The organism is Actinocorallia sp. API 0066 (assembly GCF_020991275.1).
In the GTDB taxonomy this organism is placed as follows: Bacteria; Actinomycetota; Actinomycetes; order Streptosporangiales; family Streptosporangiaceae; genus Actinocorallia.
The window spans coordinates 64,438-79,831 of the sequence record NZ_JAJLQY010000001.1; the positions used below are offsets into that span (position 1 = coordinate 64,438).

Genomic DNA, 15,394 nt, shown 5'->3' on the forward strand with positions numbered 1-15,394 from the left:
GCTGCGCGGGTGATCGTGGGTGTGGGCATCGACGTGGTGGACGTGGCGCGCTTCACGGCCTCCCTGGAACGCACACCCCGGATGCGGGAGAGGCTGTTCACCGAGGTGGAGCGTGAGCTGCCCGTGCTGTCCCTGGCCGCCAGGTTCGCCGCCAAGGAGGCGCTGGCCAAGGCGCTGGGCGCGCCGCGCGGCCTGAGGTGGACCGACGCGGAGATCAGGCGCGAGCCCGACGGCCGCCCCACCCTGCACGTCATCGGCACCGTCGCCGCCGCCGCCCAGGCCCGCGGCGTCACCTCCTGGCACGTCTCCCTGAGCCACGACGGCGGCGTCGCCACCGCCGTCGTCATCGCCGAATCCTCCTGAGCCGCCGTCCATCGGACACAGCCCGGAGGTGGGCGCTCCCGACGAAGTCGGGAATTGCCAAGCGCCTGCCTCCGGGCCATCGGACACAGCCCGGAGGTGGGCGCTCCCGACGAAGTCGGGAATTGCCAAGTGCCTGCCTCCGGGCCATCGGACACAGCCGGATGATCGCGGGCGGGCTGTGGGCGGGGTAGGAAGGGTGGGGACGGGCGAGCTCTGGGAGGGCCGTTGAGGTACGCGCACGCGGTGGAGGAGGTCAGGGCCGCGGAGGCGGCGCTGATGGCGACGTTGCCCGAGGGCACGCTGATGCAGCGCGCGGCGGCCGGGCTGGCCGCGGTGTGCGCGCAGTTGCTCGGCGGCGTGTACGGCGCGCGGGTGCTGCTGCTGGTCGGCAGCGGCGACAACGGCGGTGACGCGCTCCACGCGGGCGCCCGCCTGGCCCGGCGCGGCGCGCGGGTGACGGCGGCGCTGGCCGCCCCCAAAACGCACACGGAGGGCCTGGCGGCCTTCCGGGAAGCCGGGGGGCGGGTCATCGTCCACGAGCGTCTTGAGGGGCTTCTGGCGCCCGCGGGGCGGGAGTTCGCGGGCACCGACCTGGTGATCGACGGCCTGGTCGGCATCGGCGGCCGTGGCGCGCTGCGCGGCCTGTACGCGGATCTTGTGCGCGCGCTCCCAGACGACGCCGCCGTGGTCGCCTGCGACGTCCCGAGCGGGGTCGACGCCGACACCGGCGAGGTCGTCGGCGACGCCGTCCGGGCCGACGTGACCGTGACCTTCGGCACACTCAAGCCCGGCCTGCTCATCGACCCCGGTGCCGACCGGGCTGGCGTCGTCGAGCTGATCGACATCGGCCTGCGCGACCTGCCCGCGCCCACCGTCATCGCCCCTGCGACGGCCGACATCCACCCGCCGCGCCCGTCCGCCGAGACCGACAAGTACCGGCGCGGCGTGCTCGGCGTGATCGCCGGGGGCGCCCAGTTCACCGGCGCTGCGCTGCTGTCGGTCGGGTCGGCGCTGCGCGGCGGCGCGGGCATGGTCAGGTTCGCCTCCGCCGCCCGTGTTGTGGACCTCGTGAACGCCCGCTGGCCTGAGGCGGTCACCACGGTCCTGCCGGAGGCGTCCGCCGACCTGGAGTCGGTCGGCCGGGTCCAGGCGTGGGTCGTCGGCCCCGGCCTGGGCGTGGACGCGCGCGGCGAACGCCTCGTGGAGGCGGTGTTGCGCTCTGACGTGCCCGCTCTCGTGGACGCAGACGGGATCACCGTCCTCGCCGAGATGGACACCGCCCGCCGGGCCGATCTCCTCAACCGGGAGGCCCCGACCCTGCTCACCCCGCACGCGGGCGAACTCTCCCGCCTCCTGGACGCCACCCGGGAGCAGATCGAGACGCACCGCCTCGCCCACGTGCGCAGGGCCGCCGCCGACCTTGGCGTCACCGTCCTGCTCAAGGGCTCTACGACGCTCGTGGCCGATCCCAGCGGCCCCGTCCTGGCCAACCTCACCGGCACCCCCTGGCTCGCCACGGCGGGCTCCGGCGACGTCCTGTCCGGCCTGGCGGGCGCCCTCCTCGCCCAGGGGGTGGCCGCCGCCGAGGCCGGGGTCTGGGCGGCCCACCTGCACGGCCTCGCGGCCCGCCGCGCCGCCGCCCCCCGTCGCGGCCTCGCCCCCGCGCCCATCACCGCCGAGGACGTCCTCGCCGCCCTCCCGGACGCCTTCGCCCAACTCCCCTGAGCTGCGCGGACCCGTCGTCACAGGGCGTCGCGTGCGGCAGACTTGGGGACCATGACGCATCCGACGCGCGCGGTGGTCGATCTGGAGGCCATCAGGGACAACGTGGGGTTGCTCGCGGGTATCGCGGGCACCCCCGTGATGGCCATGGTCAAGGCCGACGCCTACGGCCACGGCGCCGTCCCGGTGGCCCGCGCCGCGCTGGAGGCCGGGGCCGCCTGGCTGGGCGTGGCTTTTGTCGAGGAGGCGCTCGCCCTGCGCGCGGCGGGGATCATCGCCCCGGTCCTGGTCGGGGTGATCCCGCCGGGCACCGACGTGGAACCCGCCGTCGCCGCTGACGTCGATCTTGGGGCGGGCACGCTCAGGCTCCTCGCCGAGATCGCCGACGCCGCCGCGCGCGTAGGCCGGACGGCCCGCGTCCACCTCAAGGCCGACACCGGCATGTCCCGGGGAGGCACGACCGAGCGGGAGTGGCCCGCGCTCGTCGAGGCGGCTTTGAAGGCCGAGGCGGCGGGGACGGTCAGCGTCGTAGGGATCTGGTCGCATCTGGCCTGCTCGGATGAGCCCGACCACCCTTCGGTAGCCCGGCAGACGAAGGCGTTCGCGGCGATGGTCGGGCACGCGGAGGCGGCCGGCATCCGGCCCGAGGTAAGGCACCTGGCCAATTCCTCCGCCGTCCTGCACCTGCCCGAGACGCACTGGGATCTGGTCCGCCCCGGCATCGCCGTCTACGGCCTCAACCCGGCGCCCGACCTCCCGGACCCCGGCCTACGCCCCGCGATGACGGTGACGTCCACCGTGACGGTCGCCAAACGCGTCCCGGAAGGCTCCGGCGTCTCCTACGGCCACCTGTACACGACCGACCGTGAGACGACCGTCGCCCTCGTGCCCGCCGGCTACGCGGACGGTGTCCCGCGCGGCGGAAGCGGCATCCTGGAGGTCCTCGCCGCCGGACGCCGCCGTAGGATCGCCGGACGGGTCTGCATGGACCAGTTCGTCATCGACGTCGGCGACGACCCCGTGGCCGAGGGCGACGAGGTTGTCCTGTTCGGCCCCGGCGACCGGGGGGAGGCCACCGCGACGGACTGGGCGCACGCCCTCGGTACCGTCTCCTACGAGATCGTGACGCGCCTGGGCGGCCGGGTCCCGCGCGTCCACCTGGACCGGCGCACCACCGACGCACGCGAGTGACCTCACGGGGAGGACGACTGTGGACGGACGGAGCAAACGGCGGCTCGGCATCGCGGGGGCCGTCGCGGGAGCGGGCGCGGCAGGGTTCGGCGCCGCCATCGCCGCCCGCAAGTACGCCGTAGGCAGGGTCAGGGCCCAGCCCGACCCCGAGGTGAACGAGCCTTTCGGCGTCCCGCGCGGTGACGCCCTGACGGTCTTGGCTGACGACGGCCTGCCCCTGTACGTCGAGGTGGAGGAGCCCGGCATCCCCCCGATGCCGGGAACGCCCACCCTGGTGTTCTGCCACGGCTACTGCCTGACCCGCGACACCTGGCACTACCAGCGCCGCGACCTGACGGGTTTCCGCCGGATCGTCTGGGACCAGCGCAGCCACGGCCTGTCCGGGCGCAGCCACCCCGGCCGCGCCACGATCGACCAGACGGGCCAGGACCTCGCGGCGGTGCTGCGCGCGACGGTAGGCGACGACGAGCCTGTGATCCTCGTAGGCCACTCCATGGGCGGCATGACGGTGATGGCGTATGCCGAGCACCACCCTGAGGAGTTCGGGAGCAGAGTGCGCGGCGTCGGCCTGATCAACACGGCGATAGGCGACATCCAGCAGATGACGCTGGGCCTGCCGCTGGTGCTGGCGAAGCTGGCCAGGCCGCTGACGCCCCGCCTGGTACGCGGCCTGGGCAGGGGAGGCGCTTTCATCGACTCCAACCGCAACCGCAACGTGGGCGCCGACCTCGCCTTCTGGGTGATCCGCCGGATGGGCTTCGCGGACCGCGCGGTCAGCCCGACCGTCGTGGACTTTGTGGAGCGGATGATCCGCGCGACCCCGTTCGAGGTGATCGCGGAGTTCTACCCGACGTTCCTCGGGCACGACAAGCGCGCGGCGCTGGCCGTCCTGGACAAGGTGCCCGCGCTGGTGATGACCGGCGACGCCGACCTCCTCACCCCGGCCGCGCACGGCGCTGAGATCGCCGAGGGGCTGTCGGACGTCGACTACGAGCCGGTGTCGCCCGCCGGGCACCTGCTGCCCCTGGAGCACCCGTACCGGGTCACCGAGGCGCTGTTGCGGCTGGCCGGTCGGGCCGTGGCCGGGACGGGGGGCCGGGGGTGAAGATCGAGACCGCCGAGCGGATGCACGCGTTGGGCGTCGGGCTCGGCGAACGGCTGCGCGCGGGCGACGTCGTCGTGCTGTCGGGCGGCCTGGGCGCGGGCAAGACGACGCTCACGCGGGGCATCGGCGAGGGTCTGGGCGTGCGCGGCCCGGTGACGTCGCCGACGTTCGTGATCGCGCGGGTCCATCCGTCGCTGGTGGACGGGCCGCCGCTCGTCCACGTGGACGCGTACCGGCTGGGTGGCTTCGCCGAGGTGGACGATCTGGACCTGGACGCCGATCTCGCCCATGCCGTCACGGTCGTCGAGTGGGGCGAGGGGCTCGTCGAGGGGCTCGCGGAGGACAGGCTGGAGATCCGGATGACCCGGATAGGTGACGGTGAGTCACGCGAGGTCGCCGTCAGTGGCGTCGGGGCGCGTTGGGCGGGCTGGAGCTGGGACGGGATCGTTCCAGAATAGATAGCTACCGCCGGGTACTCCCGATTCGCCTGTGACATGGCTTACCCTCTACCGAGCATCTTCGACAAAGGGATCACGTCCCGGGACCTGACGGGTATGGGAGTCCTCCAGTGGGTGGTCAGAGACGTAGAAGCAGCGGCTCGGAGCGCAGCATGGCGATCCTCCTCGCCGGTGCGCTCACGGGTGTGCTCGCCGTCTGCGCGATAGCGGGACTTTTTATCCTCAAGAACGCGGGCAGCACGGCGCCCCCGCACCTGGCGCCGGACACGAGCCACCAGTCCGCGCCCGGCGCGGGCGGCGCGGAGTTCCTGCCGCTCGACGGCCCGCCGGACGCCTGCAAGGTGCTCGCGGCGTCCCCGGCGCAGCTCGTGCCCGGCACCAAGCCGACCCCCGGCACCGCCACCGACACCGCCACCGAGGTGCGGTGTAGCTGGGGCGACGTCGGGCTCGGCGACGACCCTCGGGAGCTGAGCGTCGAACTGCGCAGCGTGCTGGGCGTCGACCCGCTCGGCGAGGCCGAGGTCCAGTTCACCGACGAGATGGCCACCGACAAGAAGGGCGAGAACCTCCTCCCCGGCCAGAAGCAGAAGTACTTCGCGGAGGTGAAGGATCTGGGCGACCAGGCGTACGTGCTGTACCTCGCCGACTCCGCCTTCGCCCAGGGCATCCTCAACGCCCGCGTAGGCAACATCCTGGTGACGGTCTCCTACGGCGGCAGCAAGAGCGACGACTCACCCTTGTCCCAGGACACCTGCGTCAACGGGGCCAAGGCGGCGGCCGCGAACGCCGTCGCGGCGATCAAGAAGCTCGGCGCCGCCTGACGCGGGCGCCGTATAGGCTTGACGGTCGTGCTGGTACTGGCTTTCGACACCGCGACCTCGACGGTCACCGTGGCGCTCTACGAGTGGTTCCCCGGCGATCCCGTCAAACCCGTCGCCGTGGTGGCAGGGCGGGACAAACAGCGGCACGCGGAGGTGCTCTCGCCCTCGATCGCCCGTGTGCTCGCCGAGGCCGGAGCCGCCCCCCGCGATCTCGACGCGGTCGCCGTCGGCGTCGGCCCCGGCCCCTACACCGGCCTGCGGGTGGGCCTGGCGACGGCTGACGCGCTCGGCAACGCGCTGCGCGTCCCCGTCCACGGGGTGTGCACGCTCGACGCGATCGCGTGGGCCACCGGCCGCACCGAGCCGTTTGTGGTGGCCACCGACGCGCGCCGCCGCGAGGTCTACTGGGCCAGGTACGACGCCCACGACAGGCGCGCCACCGAGCCCGCCGTGGGCCCCGCCCTCGAAGCCGCCTGCGGCCTGCCCGCGTACGGCGAAGGCGCGGCCCTGTACCGGGACGTCCTGGGCGAGCCCGGAGAACCCCTGCTTCCGTCGGCCGGGGCGATCGCCGAGATCGCGATAAGCCGCCTGTCCGGCAAGCCGGGCCTGCCTCTGCTGCCCGCCGACCCGCTCTACCTACGCCGTCCCGACGCGCAGGAGATCGGCGCGCGGAAGAGGGCGAGCCAGTGACGGACCCCGTCGTCAGGCCCATGACCACCGCCGACCTGCCCGCCGCGCTCAAGCTGGAGCACGAGCTGTTCGGCGCCGAGTCCTGGACCGAGGAGATGCTCCTGGAGGAGCTCGCCGCCGTCCCCCACGTAAGGCACTACGTCGTCCTGGAAGACGCGGGGGAAGTCATCGGCTACGCGGGCCTTGCTTCCGCAGGCGGTGACGGCGACGTCCAGACAATCGGGGTACGCGCCGTCAGCCAGGGCCGGGGCCTGGGCGCCGTCCTGCTGACCGAGCTGCTGGACGAGGCGCGGCGGCGCGGCTGCCGCCGGGTCTTCCTTGAGGTGCGGGCCGACAACACGCCCGCGCAGCGGCTGTACGAGAAGTTCGGCTTCCACCGGATCGGCGTGCGCAAACGCTACTACCAGCCGTCCGGCGTGGACGCGATCATGATGCGGAGGGACGAACCGTGACCGAACCCCTGGTGCTGGGCATCGAGACGTCCTGCGACGAGACGGGCGTGGGGATCGTGCGCGGGCACACGCTGCTGGCCGACACCGTCGCCTCCAGCGTCGACCTCCACGCCAGGTTCGGCGGTGTGGTGCCCGAGGTCGCCAGCCGCGCCCACCTGGAGGCGATGACCCCGACGATCGAGCGGGCCCTGGCCGAGGCGGGCGTCGCGCTCTCCGACCTCGACGCGATCGCCGTCACCGCCGGCCCCGGCCTGGCGGGCGCGCTCATGGTCGGCGTGGCCGCCGCCAAGGCTTACGCACTGGCCCTGGGCAAGCCCCTGTACGGCGTGAACCACCTGGCCGCCCACGTCGCCGTAGACCAACTGGAACACGGCCCTCTCCCGAAGCCGTGCGTCTCCCTCCTGGTCTCCGGCGGCCACTCCTCTCTCCTCCTGGTCCCCGACGTGGCCCGCGACGTCCGCTCACTGGGCTCAACCGTGGACGACGCCGCAGGCGAGGCGTTCGACAAGGTGGCCCGAGTCCTGGACCTGGGCTTCCCCGGCGGCCCTTTGATCGACCGAAGGGCCCGAGAAGGCGACCCCCGCTCTATCGCCTTCCCCCGAGGCAAACTCGACGACGGCACCTACGACTTCTCCTTCTCCGGCCTGAAGTCCGCCGTAGCCCGCTGGGTCGAGGCCCGTGAACGCTCCGGCCACCCCGTCCCCATCGCCGACGTAGCCGCCTCCTTCCAGGAAGCCGTAGTAGACGTCCTCACCCGCAAAGCCATAGCCGTCTGCAAAGACAACGGAGTCGACCACCTACAAATCGGCGGCGGCGTAGCCGCCAACTCCCGCCTCCGAGAACTAGCCGCCACCCGCTGCGAAAAGGCCGGAATCCACCTCCGAGTCCCCCGCCCCGGCCTCTGCACCGACAACGGCGCCATGGTCGCCGCCCTAGGCGCCGAACTAGTCTCAGCCAACCTGGACGACTCCCGCCTGGACATCCCCGCCGACTCCTCCCTCCCCGTAACCACCATCCACCTGTAACCCACCCCAACCCCCACCCCTCCAACCTCGGACACCGCTTCGCGGCGGCAGCCTTTCTCATGCGACCCTGAGATGTCGGTCGGCAACGTCCGCACCCACGACCTGCCCCGAGGACCGCTGTGAACCCCAAGCTTCCGCCCGGCCTGTCCAACGTGATCGCCCCGTTCGTCGGAGAACTGTCGTCCGTCAGCGATCCGGCCGCGCGCGGCTTCTCCTCGGACGTGGCAGCCGTGGTCGAAGGCGACAGGGGAAGGTTCTTCATCAAAGGGATGCGAGGCGGCAAACGCCGCCGCGCGTCCCTGCTCCGTGAAGCCGCGATCAATCCCTACGCACGTGAGTTCTCGCCAGCCGTCCGCTGGCAGGCCGAGTCGGACGGCTGGCTCGTCCTCGGATTCGAAGTCCTGGAGGACTTCCGACCCTCCGACCTTTCCCCCGGATCCGAGGACCTCCCCGAAGTGGTCTCCGACATCAACGCCAACAACATCCTCCTCGGCCAGACCGAGCACTGGGCAAAAGACTGCACCGCATGGCGCAACGCCAACCCCCGCGCCATCGACGCCTTCGCCACCGCCTCAATCCGCCAAACCGCCCGCTTCGCCGAACACCACCCAGACAAAACCTGGCTCAAAGAATGCCTCACCACAACCGAAGCCTGGGCCGAATACCGCAGCCTCCGATAACGGCGGCAGCCGGGGAGTGTGTTCGGCGTCCATCACCCCGGTCGGTCGGCGTAGTCTTCAGCGGGTGGCGGTGGAGGGACGGAGGTCGGGCATGGTCAGGACGGGCGGTAGTCGAAGTGGGGGACGGCCCGTGCCCAGGCCGCCTCAACGGTGTCCCGGCAGAACGCGACGATGTCGGGATCGTCGGAGTACTGGATCTCGGGGATGGTCCCGTGCTCTCCGTCGTGGACGTTGAAGATCACCGCGCTGCCGTCGAGGACGAAGCAGTCGTTTCCGGGCAGCGGGGTCGCGGAGACCTCGCGGCGGGGAAGCCACCGGAGCCGCTCGCCTGCCTTGACCGAGGGTCCGCAGGTCGCGACGGCCATGCGCTGGTACTCCGACAGCGGCTCGGAGACCACGCGAACTCGCCGGAACGTCCAGCCCGTCGCCGACTGCGCCTCGACGAACTCGGCGTACTCCCGCGCGGACCGCTCGACGTACTCGCGATCCCCGCCCCGCCACGCGTCGAGCAGGTGGCGGTCCATCCCGTACTCGTCCAGCAGCTCGACCTTCAGCAGGTCGCGGACGGAGCGGATGAGCGTCGCGCGCCGCTCAGCCGAGATCGACTCCATGGTGCTCCTTCACGTAGTGGAAGCGGGACAGCAGGGTGTACGTGATCGCCGACCAGTCGTGTGTCGATGGGTTTGTTGGGTTATGGCCAGCTGCTCGTGCTGGTGCGGGTGGTGTTGTCGGTGGGGGGTTTGAGGGTGGCTTGGGTGGCGGCTTGGGCTAGGGCGGCTTGGGTTGTGGCGGGGAGGCCGAGGCGGTTCCAGTGGAAGATGATGTGTTGGGAGATGACGGCGCGGATGCCTCGGGTGAGGTGGCCGGTTTCGCGGAGTTGTTGGAGTGTGGTGCCGGTGTGCTGGAAGGAGGTGAGCCAGGCGTTGTCGGTGAGGTCGGGGTGGGGGTGGCCTAGGAGGAGGTGGCGGACGTTGTGGGTGTAGGACGCCCAGACGTTCGGGGTGGGTGGTTCGGGTGTCAGGGGGGCGCGTTGTTCGGCGATTTTGGCCCAGACGTCGCCTTGTTCGTTGAGGTCGAGTCCGGCGGCGCGCATGAGGGCTGTGCAGAGGATGAGGGAGCGTTCTTGTCGGTCGTTGGGGTTGTCGGCCAGGTAGGTGAGGAGGTGGTGGCTGTCGTGGTGGAAGAGGGTGTGTGCGGCGGTCATGCTGTGGGGGCCGCCGAAGGCGTGGGTTTCCGGTTCGTAGATGTCGGGGGTCCAGGCGTGCTTGTTGGTGAAGATGTCTTGTGGGGGGTGGGGCGGACCGAGGTAGCGGATGCGCCAGCGGCCTTTGCGGATGAACCACCAAGAGGTGATGGTGCCGGTGGACTCGGCTGCGGGTAGCACGGTGGACAGGTGCTGGACGGCTGCGTGTTCGCGTTCGCGCGGGGTCTGCCCGGGATAGGTGATGTTCACCTGCTTCCAGCGGGTTTCGTCCATGCGCGGTTTCCTTTGGTCAGCAGAGCAGGAGGCAGGCGTCCCATGCGGTCGTGGTCTCAGCGGTGGCCAGAGTGGTACCTGCCTTGCCTTCGAGGAGCCCGGTGGGTTCGTCTGTCGGGAAAGCGGTCGTGTGGTGGAGGCGGGCGAGGTGTTGCAGTGGGATCGGGTGGAGGGCGTCGGCGGCGATCCGTCGGGCGGTGGTGAGGAGTCCGGCGGTGCCGTGGCACAGGCTGCGGTCGGTGAAGAGGCTTGTTTGGGCGGGGTCGGTCACGCAGGCCGTGAACGCGGTTTCGGCGGTGTGTTGGCGGTCGGGGTCGGTGAGGGCGCGGGCGGCGAGTTGCTGGGCGCGCGCGATGCCGGGGGTGCCGTAGCACCAGGACGGGCGGAGCGGGCCGGTCTGGGCGGGGCGGGCGGTTTTGAGGTCGGCGCGGGTGACGGTTTGGGGCCACCATGCCGCGCCGTTGTCGGTGTGCTGCCGCCAGGTGTCCAGCCAGGTGAGGATGCGTTGGATGGCGTCGGTGTGGCCGTGGACGTGGGTGCCGTCGAGGTGGGTGAGGGCCAGGAGGGCGAGCGGCCCGGTGATGCCGTGGGCGAGGCCGTGGTTGCCGTGGCCGTCTGCGGGGGCGGGGTGGTCGCGGCGTGGGCCGTTGCGGCACCACCAGCCGGGGAGGGGTCCGAGGGGTTCGGTGAGGCGGACGAGGTAGGTCAGGACGTCGCGGAGCAGGTCGGTGCGGCCGACGCGGCGTAGGGCGACGCCGAGGCCGGTCAGTCCTCGGATCAGGTCGTACTCGGCGTAGTCGGGCCGCTGGCGTCGGTCGATGCGGCGGTGCGCGGCGTCCAGGCGTTGCCGGGTCACGTCCACGGTTCCGTCGATGGCGGTGGCCTTGGCGCGGGCGAGGCCGGGGTGGTCGCTGGCGGCGAGGACGAACGCGAGGGCGGGGGCACCGTAGTAGAGGCTCGCGCCCTCGGTGACGCTCACGCCTTCGGCGACGGCCAGTTCGAGTGGCGCGAACGCGCGCTGATGGTCGCCGGTCGCCAGGTGGAGGAGAGCGATCCCGGCTGCTCCGTCCGCGAGGGACTGTCCCGCTGTCATGGCGCAGCCTGGGCGAGGCGGGTAAGGGCGACGGCGCGGGCCAGACGCAAGCAGTGCCGTTCGGAGGCGGTGTCCACCCCGATCATGCGTGCGTGGTGCAGGTGCAGCAGGTTCGACAGGACGTGGTCGAGATCAAGGCCGTCCGCCTCAGCCAGGCCCCGGTAGGCGGCCAGCGCCGTCGAGAGGTCGGCGTCGCCGTAGGGGCGGCGGGAACGGGTGAGCTGGGCGGGGTCGAGGCGGGGCCCGCTGCGGCGGGGCGCGTGGTGGGCGAGCCAGGCGGGGCCGTCGCCGGTGAAGCCGTGCGCGATGGCGAGCATCCCGGCGGCGGTGGCGGCTTGCCGGTCGCCCGACAGGTGCCGCAGGACGTTGCGGGAGTCGGCGGCGAAGACCGTCTCGGCGGCGGCGAGGGTCGGGCCGGTTCCGTGGCGTGTGTCGGGCCGGTAGGTGGTCAGCAGGTAGTCGGTCAGGAGGCCCGCGTCGTGCAGGTGCTCGGCCCAGACGGCGAGGTCACGGGCGGCGTCGGCGAACGCGACGGTGTGCAGCGGAACGCGGAGCCGCAGGTGGGGTTCGGGGTCGGGGTAACGCAGGAACCACCAGCCGCAGGGGAGACGGGGACGGCCGGTGAGGATGTCGTCGGCCCGGCCGAACAAGCGGGCGTCCAGCCAAGGAGACGGCCCCGGCCGGTGCTGCAGGACGCTGGCGGGACGACACGGCCGGGCGGCGCGGGGCACGGTGGACGGTCGCGTGTGGGCGAGCGTGAGAAGGAGCTCGACGGGTCGTCCATCGGACCACCCCGACCCTCCAGGGGCTTCGGTGAGGACCGCGTTCGGGTGCCGGTCGAGGTGGCTGCGCAGAAGCGCGAGATGGGCGTTCTCGTCCAGATCGAGGCGTATCCGGATGTCGTCGTCGCCGAGGAACACCTCACGCGGCAGCCGGTACCGATCGCGATACCGGGCCCAGGCCGTCTCCCACTCCTGCCACGTCGCCCTCCGGCCGGGGAACGCGGTCGCGGGGATCAGCCAACGCGCCGGGTGCAGGATCGACCGGCCGCGCCGGACACGCGGGAGGAACGGCAGGCGGCTGGCGTGGCCCCAGTCGAACCGGGTGCACGGGGCCAGGAACGCCGTCCAGATCTCGGTGAGGAAGCGGACGAGGGGCTGCTGCCCGGCGGGTAGGAGCACGCTGTTGAACAGCAACGGCTCCACCGGTCGCCCTGTCGTGTGGGAGACGAGCCACAGCCGCACACCGTCGCCGACGACAGCGAGGTCCTCGACCCGCACGGCCGGATCGGGATGGAACTCCCCAACGGGCAGGACGGGAAGCAGCTCCGGGGCGCGGGCGAGGGCGGCGAGCCGGAGATCCAGCGGAGGCGCGGCCACCTGGACGGCTTGCGCGTCGGGCGACGCGGAGGGCAGATCCCGGTAGACGCGCTGGAAACGGTCGAGGTCGGCGGGGTCCAGGAGGTGCAGGAACCGGGCGGCGGAGACCCCGGCGTGCCGGGCCGCGCTCACGACCGTCAAGGTGAACTCACCGCGATCAAGGTCATGGACAGTGCCCGCCGCGAGGGTGAAGCGGAGTTCGGTGTGGGGGATCGGTGGCCGGTCGTCGTCGCCGCGCAGCGTGTTGATCGTCGTGTCGTCAAGGAGAGTCTCGGCCGCGTCGGCCAGCGCGGCCTCCTGCGCGAGGGAGAACAGGACGGAGTCGCGCGTCGTGTGCGGTGCCGGGGGCCTGCGACGGGTCGAGGTCCGGTATCCGGCCGGGTACCCGAGAACACGGAGGACTTCGCGGACGGGCACGGCGGCGCCGGGACCCCAGCGTTCGAGGAACGCCCGGTGGTAGTCGGCCGCCCAGGCGAAGCGCGGCGCGATCGCGACCAGAGCGGAAGCCGCGTCCTGTGCCTCGCCGACCACCGATGGAGGAAGCGTCACCGCACAGTCCAGGCGAAGATCAACGGGCGTCTGGGCGGAAGGCTCGGGAAGGTCCCCGGAACAGGTGCGGGCGCGGGAATCCGTGATGATCGTTCTCGTTCGGACGGCCGTGCGGAGTGTCCCCGCTTGCACAAGGTCGGCCAGCAGCACCTCGGCAGCCGCGAGATCGTCGTCGGGCTCTTTGGCGACCAGTTCGGCCAGCTTGACGAACGGAATGGGCGACCGGGCGGCTTCGAGTGCCGTCTCTATCGGGCGGGTCAGTTTGATCTCGGCGTCCCAGACCCGGCCGTCTTCGATGCGGGCGCAGGGCGTCACCCACGCCCCGCCTCGTCGGAACCCGAGTGAGTCGGTCATGACCGAGGTGGTGCGCAGGGCCGGGAGGTCTTCGGTGGTTGCCCGGGGTCCGCCCGGGTGGGGAACCGCGTGATGCCTGTCGTCCCAACGGAACGCGGCGTGTGTGCCGAGGCGACCGGATGCCGCTCCGGCGAAGCGTCCGAACGGTGTCGCCCGTGTCGTCCATCGCAGTACGTAGCGCACCGTCGCCTCGGTCAGACGGCGCAGCCTGTGCGCGTCGAGAGTCTCGCCGCCCAGTACCCGCGTGATCTGGGCGCTGAGGTCCGGCGAGGCGAGGCTGACGGCCTTCGCGAACTCGGGCGACTCCCATACCTCCCGCAGCCACGCCACCCAGGAGGCAGGTCGGTCGCCGGTGAGGTCGGGCCAGGCGGGCAGGGTGAGCCCTTGGGGGTAGGCGGCGGCTCTGATCAGCGTGGCGTCGACGGCTCGGAACATGTCTCGCTCCGGGGGGCGGCGGGTGAAGGGTCCGGCCGCTGGTAGAGGCCGGACCCTCTCGGACGGGACTTTGCTCAGCCTGTTTCAGGCGCCTGAACAGGCGTCGGAGTCAGTGTCGCCGCTGCCGCAGTTGTCGTCGGTGATGGTGGCGTAGGCGTTGGCGGCGGGTCCGGCATCGACCAGGCGCAGGTTCAGTTCGTACTCGGGGCTCATGCGGCGTTTCCCTTCTTGTTGGGGGTGAAGGTCAGGACGAGGCGGCTGTGCCGCTTGTCCAGCACCATTCCGTTCGGCAGGTCGCCGTCCGGGGCGTGCGCGGGAAGGACGGTCAGGACGGGCGCGGGGTTGCCCGCGTCCAGCCAGGCGCGCATGTGCTCGACCATCCGTCCGGCCGCCACCTCGGCCTGCGGGCCGTGGGCGTAGGAACCGAGGTCGAAGACCCTGTCGGTCCAGGACAGCTTGGACCGGTAGGCGAGTGTGCCGTCTTGGAGGGTGGCGGGCGTGCCGTACTGCCAGGACGGCGCCACGGTCCCGGCCTCGATGGCCTCGCTCTGCGCTGTCAGAACGACGAGCCCCTCCCGCAGCCGGGTCGCCAGCCAGAGGTTGAGGTCGGACAGGTTCGTGCGGGGCGGCAGGGCCACCCCGGCCCACGCCTCCGCGCGGGGCAGGTCGAGGAGACCTTCGATCGCGGCGGGGTCGATGTGCTGGCCTTCGTCCAGCCGCAGGTGAACCCCGTCGGCGATGTCGAGGTGCCGGATCTCGGAGGCTCCGTCACCCTGCATCGACACGAAGCCGCACAGGCGGTGGCTCTGGCTCACGAGGCGGTCTCCCTCCCGGCGCAGCGCCCACGAGCGGGTCATCCCGAACGTCCGCAACGGCACGACGAGGACGCCGCCTTCGGTGAGCTGATCCCGCCAAGCGGGCGGCACGTCCCATGCCCCGACGGTGACGATGATCAGGTCGTAACGGCGGCCCGGCTCGACCGGGTGCTCGGCGTCCGCGCGGAGCACGGTGACGTCGTCGTAGCCCGCCGCCGCAAGGCACTTCGAGGCCCGGTCGATGACGTCCGGGTCGATGTCCACCGTCGTGACGGACCCGGCGGCACCGACCAACTCCCGCAGCAGCGAGGCGTTGTACCCACCCGAGCCGATCTCCAGGACCGAACGCCCGGTCAGCCCGCCAAGCGCGTCGGCGGCCTGACCGAGCATCTCGGCGATGAGGAACGGCGCCGACACCGAACTGAGGCTCTCCCCACTGGGCAGCCTCTTGGTGACGACAGCGGTGTTCTCGTACGCCTCCTCCAGCGGCAGCCCCGGCGTGAACAGCTCACGCGGCACGGTCCGCATGGCCGTTTCCACCTCCGGCCGCAACACCAAGCCCTTCGCCTGGTGATCGGCCGCAAGCCGATCCACCATCGCGTCCCGCAGTCCCTCACCACTCAGAGTGCCGATGCTCACCAACATTCCCCCTTCGACGTTCCTCCGCCACCGCGATCACCGCCTCGCGCGTGCTCCACCACCCTCCCGTGCCCCGGCGCGTGGTGCCAGGAATTTAGCTACCTTTAGCAGCTAAGGAAATGGCACTTCCCGCCTGGTCAGGCAGG

Annotated in this window: 16 protein-coding genes; 10 read left to right on the forward strand and 6 right to left on the reverse strand. The window is 71.8% G+C overall.

The genetic code is table 11. The annotated features are described in order from the left end of the window. Positions 1-9 precede the first annotated feature (9 nt). The 10 genes from LO762_RS00305 (at position 10) to LO762_RS00350 (ending at position 8,507) form a co-directional block, all read left to right on the forward strand. Positions 10-363 (forward strand): holo-ACP synthase, encoded by a 354-nt coding sequence (locus LO762_RS00305; RefSeq protein WP_230611144.1) that lies wholly within the window; start codon positions 10-12, stop codon positions 361-363. A gap of 225 nt (positions 364-588) precedes the next feature. After that, complete coding sequence (locus LO762_RS00310; RefSeq protein ID WP_230611148.1) at positions 589-2,088, forward strand: NAD(P)H-hydrate dehydratase; 1,500 nt, start codon at positions 589-591, stop codon at positions 2,086-2,088. Positions 2,089-2,139: 51 nt separating this feature from the next. After that, positions 2,140-3,276, forward strand: coding sequence for an alanine racemase (gene alr, locus LO762_RS00315; protein ID WP_230611151.1), 1,137 nt, complete (start codon positions 2,140-2,142; stop codon positions 3,274-3,276). A gap of 19 nt (positions 3,277-3,295) precedes the next feature. After that, positions 3,296-4,381, forward strand: a complete 1,086-nt coding sequence (locus LO762_RS00320) for an alpha/beta fold hydrolase (protein ID WP_230611154.1) — start codon at positions 3,296-3,298, stop codon at positions 4,379-4,381. Continuing rightward, complete coding sequence (tsaE, locus tag LO762_RS00325) at positions 4,378-4,839, forward strand: tRNA (adenosine(37)-N6)-threonylcarbamoyltransferase complex ATPase subunit type 1 TsaE (RefSeq protein WP_374201517.1); 462 nt, start codon at positions 4,378-4,380, stop codon at positions 4,837-4,839. The genes LO762_RS00320 and tsaE overlap by 4 nt, the downstream gene beginning before the upstream one ends. A gap of 152 nt (positions 4,840-4,991) precedes the next feature. Continuing rightward, positions 4,992-5,660 (forward strand): hypothetical protein, encoded by a 669-nt coding sequence (locus tag LO762_RS00330; RefSeq protein ID WP_230611157.1) that lies wholly within the window; start codon positions 4,992-4,994, stop codon positions 5,658-5,660. Between the two features lie 27 nt (positions 5,661-5,687). Further along, positions 5,688-6,350: a tRNA (adenosine(37)-N6)-threonylcarbamoyltransferase complex dimerization subunit type 1 TsaB gene (gene tsaB, locus LO762_RS00335; protein WP_230611160.1), complete on the forward strand. Its 663-nt coding sequence runs from the start codon at positions 5,688-5,690 to the stop codon at positions 6,348-6,350. After that, positions 6,347-6,802, forward strand: a complete 456-nt coding sequence (gene rimI / locus LO762_RS00340; protein ID WP_230611164.1) for a ribosomal protein S18-alanine N-acetyltransferase — start codon at positions 6,347-6,349, stop codon at positions 6,800-6,802. The genes tsaB and rimI overlap by 4 nt, the downstream gene beginning before the upstream one ends. Then, on the forward strand, positions 6,799-7,827 hold the full coding sequence (gene tsaD, locus LO762_RS00345; RefSeq protein WP_230611167.1) for a tRNA (adenosine(37)-N6)-threonylcarbamoyltransferase complex transferase subunit TsaD: 1,029 nt from the start codon (positions 6,799-6,801) through the stop codon (positions 7,825-7,827). Before rimI ends, tsaD begins: the two co-directional genes overlap by 4 nt. A gap of 152 nt (positions 7,828-7,979) precedes the next feature. Beyond that, on the forward strand, positions 7,980-8,507 hold the full coding sequence (locus LO762_RS00350) for a hypothetical protein (RefSeq protein ID WP_230611170.1): 528 nt from the start codon (positions 7,980-7,982) through the stop codon (positions 8,505-8,507). A 95-nt stretch (positions 8,508-8,602) separates the two neighbouring features. Here LO762_RS00350 and LO762_RS00355 read toward each other — a convergent pair whose 3' ends face one another. The 6 genes from LO762_RS00355 to fxlM form a co-directional block, all read right to left on the reverse strand. Further along, positions 8,603-9,118, reverse strand: coding sequence for a DUF6879 family protein (locus LO762_RS00355; RefSeq protein WP_230611173.1), 516 nt, complete (start codon positions 9,116-9,118; stop codon positions 8,603-8,605). Positions 9,119-9,198: 80 nt separating this feature from the next. Next, positions 9,199-9,984: a thiopeptide-type bacteriocin biosynthesis protein gene (locus tag LO762_RS00360; RefSeq protein ID WP_230611176.1), complete on the reverse strand. Its 786-nt coding sequence runs from the start codon at positions 9,982-9,984 to the stop codon at positions 9,199-9,201. A 16-nt stretch (positions 9,985-10,000) separates the two neighbouring features. Next, positions 10,001-11,077 (reverse strand): lanthionine synthetase C family protein, encoded by a 1,077-nt coding sequence (locus LO762_RS00365; protein ID WP_230611180.1) that lies wholly within the window; start codon positions 11,075-11,077, stop codon positions 10,001-10,003. Beyond that, complete coding sequence (locus LO762_RS00370) at positions 11,074-13,794, reverse strand: lantibiotic dehydratase (protein ID WP_230611184.1); 2,721 nt, start codon at positions 13,792-13,794, stop codon at positions 11,074-11,076. Before LO762_RS00370 ends, LO762_RS00365 begins: the two co-directional genes overlap by 4 nt. Positions 13,795-13,878: 84 nt before the next feature. Continuing rightward, positions 13,879-14,007, reverse strand: coding sequence for an FxLD family lanthipeptide (gene fxlA / locus LO762_RS00375; RefSeq protein ID WP_230611187.1), 129 nt, complete (start codon positions 14,005-14,007; stop codon positions 13,879-13,881). Continuing rightward, positions 14,004-15,248, reverse strand: a complete 1,245-nt coding sequence (fxlM, locus tag LO762_RS00380) for a methyltransferase, FxLD system (protein ID WP_230611190.1) — start codon at positions 15,246-15,248, stop codon at positions 14,004-14,006. The genes fxlA and fxlM overlap by 4 nt, the downstream gene beginning before the upstream one ends. Positions 15,249-15,394 lie beyond the last annotated feature (146 nt).

Bases quoted from the DNA above. Each gene is read 5' to 3' on its own strand.
- fxlA (WP_230611187.1), bottom strand. From the start codon at position 14,007: ATGAGCCCCGAGTACGAACTGAACCTGCGCCTGGTCGATGCCGGACCC.
- LO762_RS00370 (WP_230611184.1), bottom strand. From the start codon at position 13,794: ATGTTCCGAGCCGTCGACGCCACGCTGATCAGAGCCGCCGCCTACCCC.
- LO762_RS00360 (WP_230611176.1), bottom strand. From the start codon at position 9,984: ATGGACGAAACCCGCTGGAAGCAGGTGAACATCACCTATCCCGGGCAG.
- LO762_RS00355 (WP_230611173.1), bottom strand. From the start codon at position 9,118: ATGGAGTCGATCTCGGCTGAGCGGCGCGCGACGCTCATCCGCTCCGTC.
- LO762_RS00330 (WP_230611157.1), top strand. From the start codon at position 4,992: ATGGCGATCCTCCTCGCCGGTGCGCTCACGGGTGTGCTCGCCGTCTGC.
- LO762_RS00365 (WP_230611180.1), bottom strand. From the start codon at position 11,077: ATGACAGCGGGACAGTCCCTCGCGGACGGAGCAGCCGGGATCGCTCTC.
- alr (WP_230611151.1), top strand. From the start codon at position 2,140: ATGACGCATCCGACGCGCGCGGTGGTCGATCTGGAGGCCATCAGGGAC.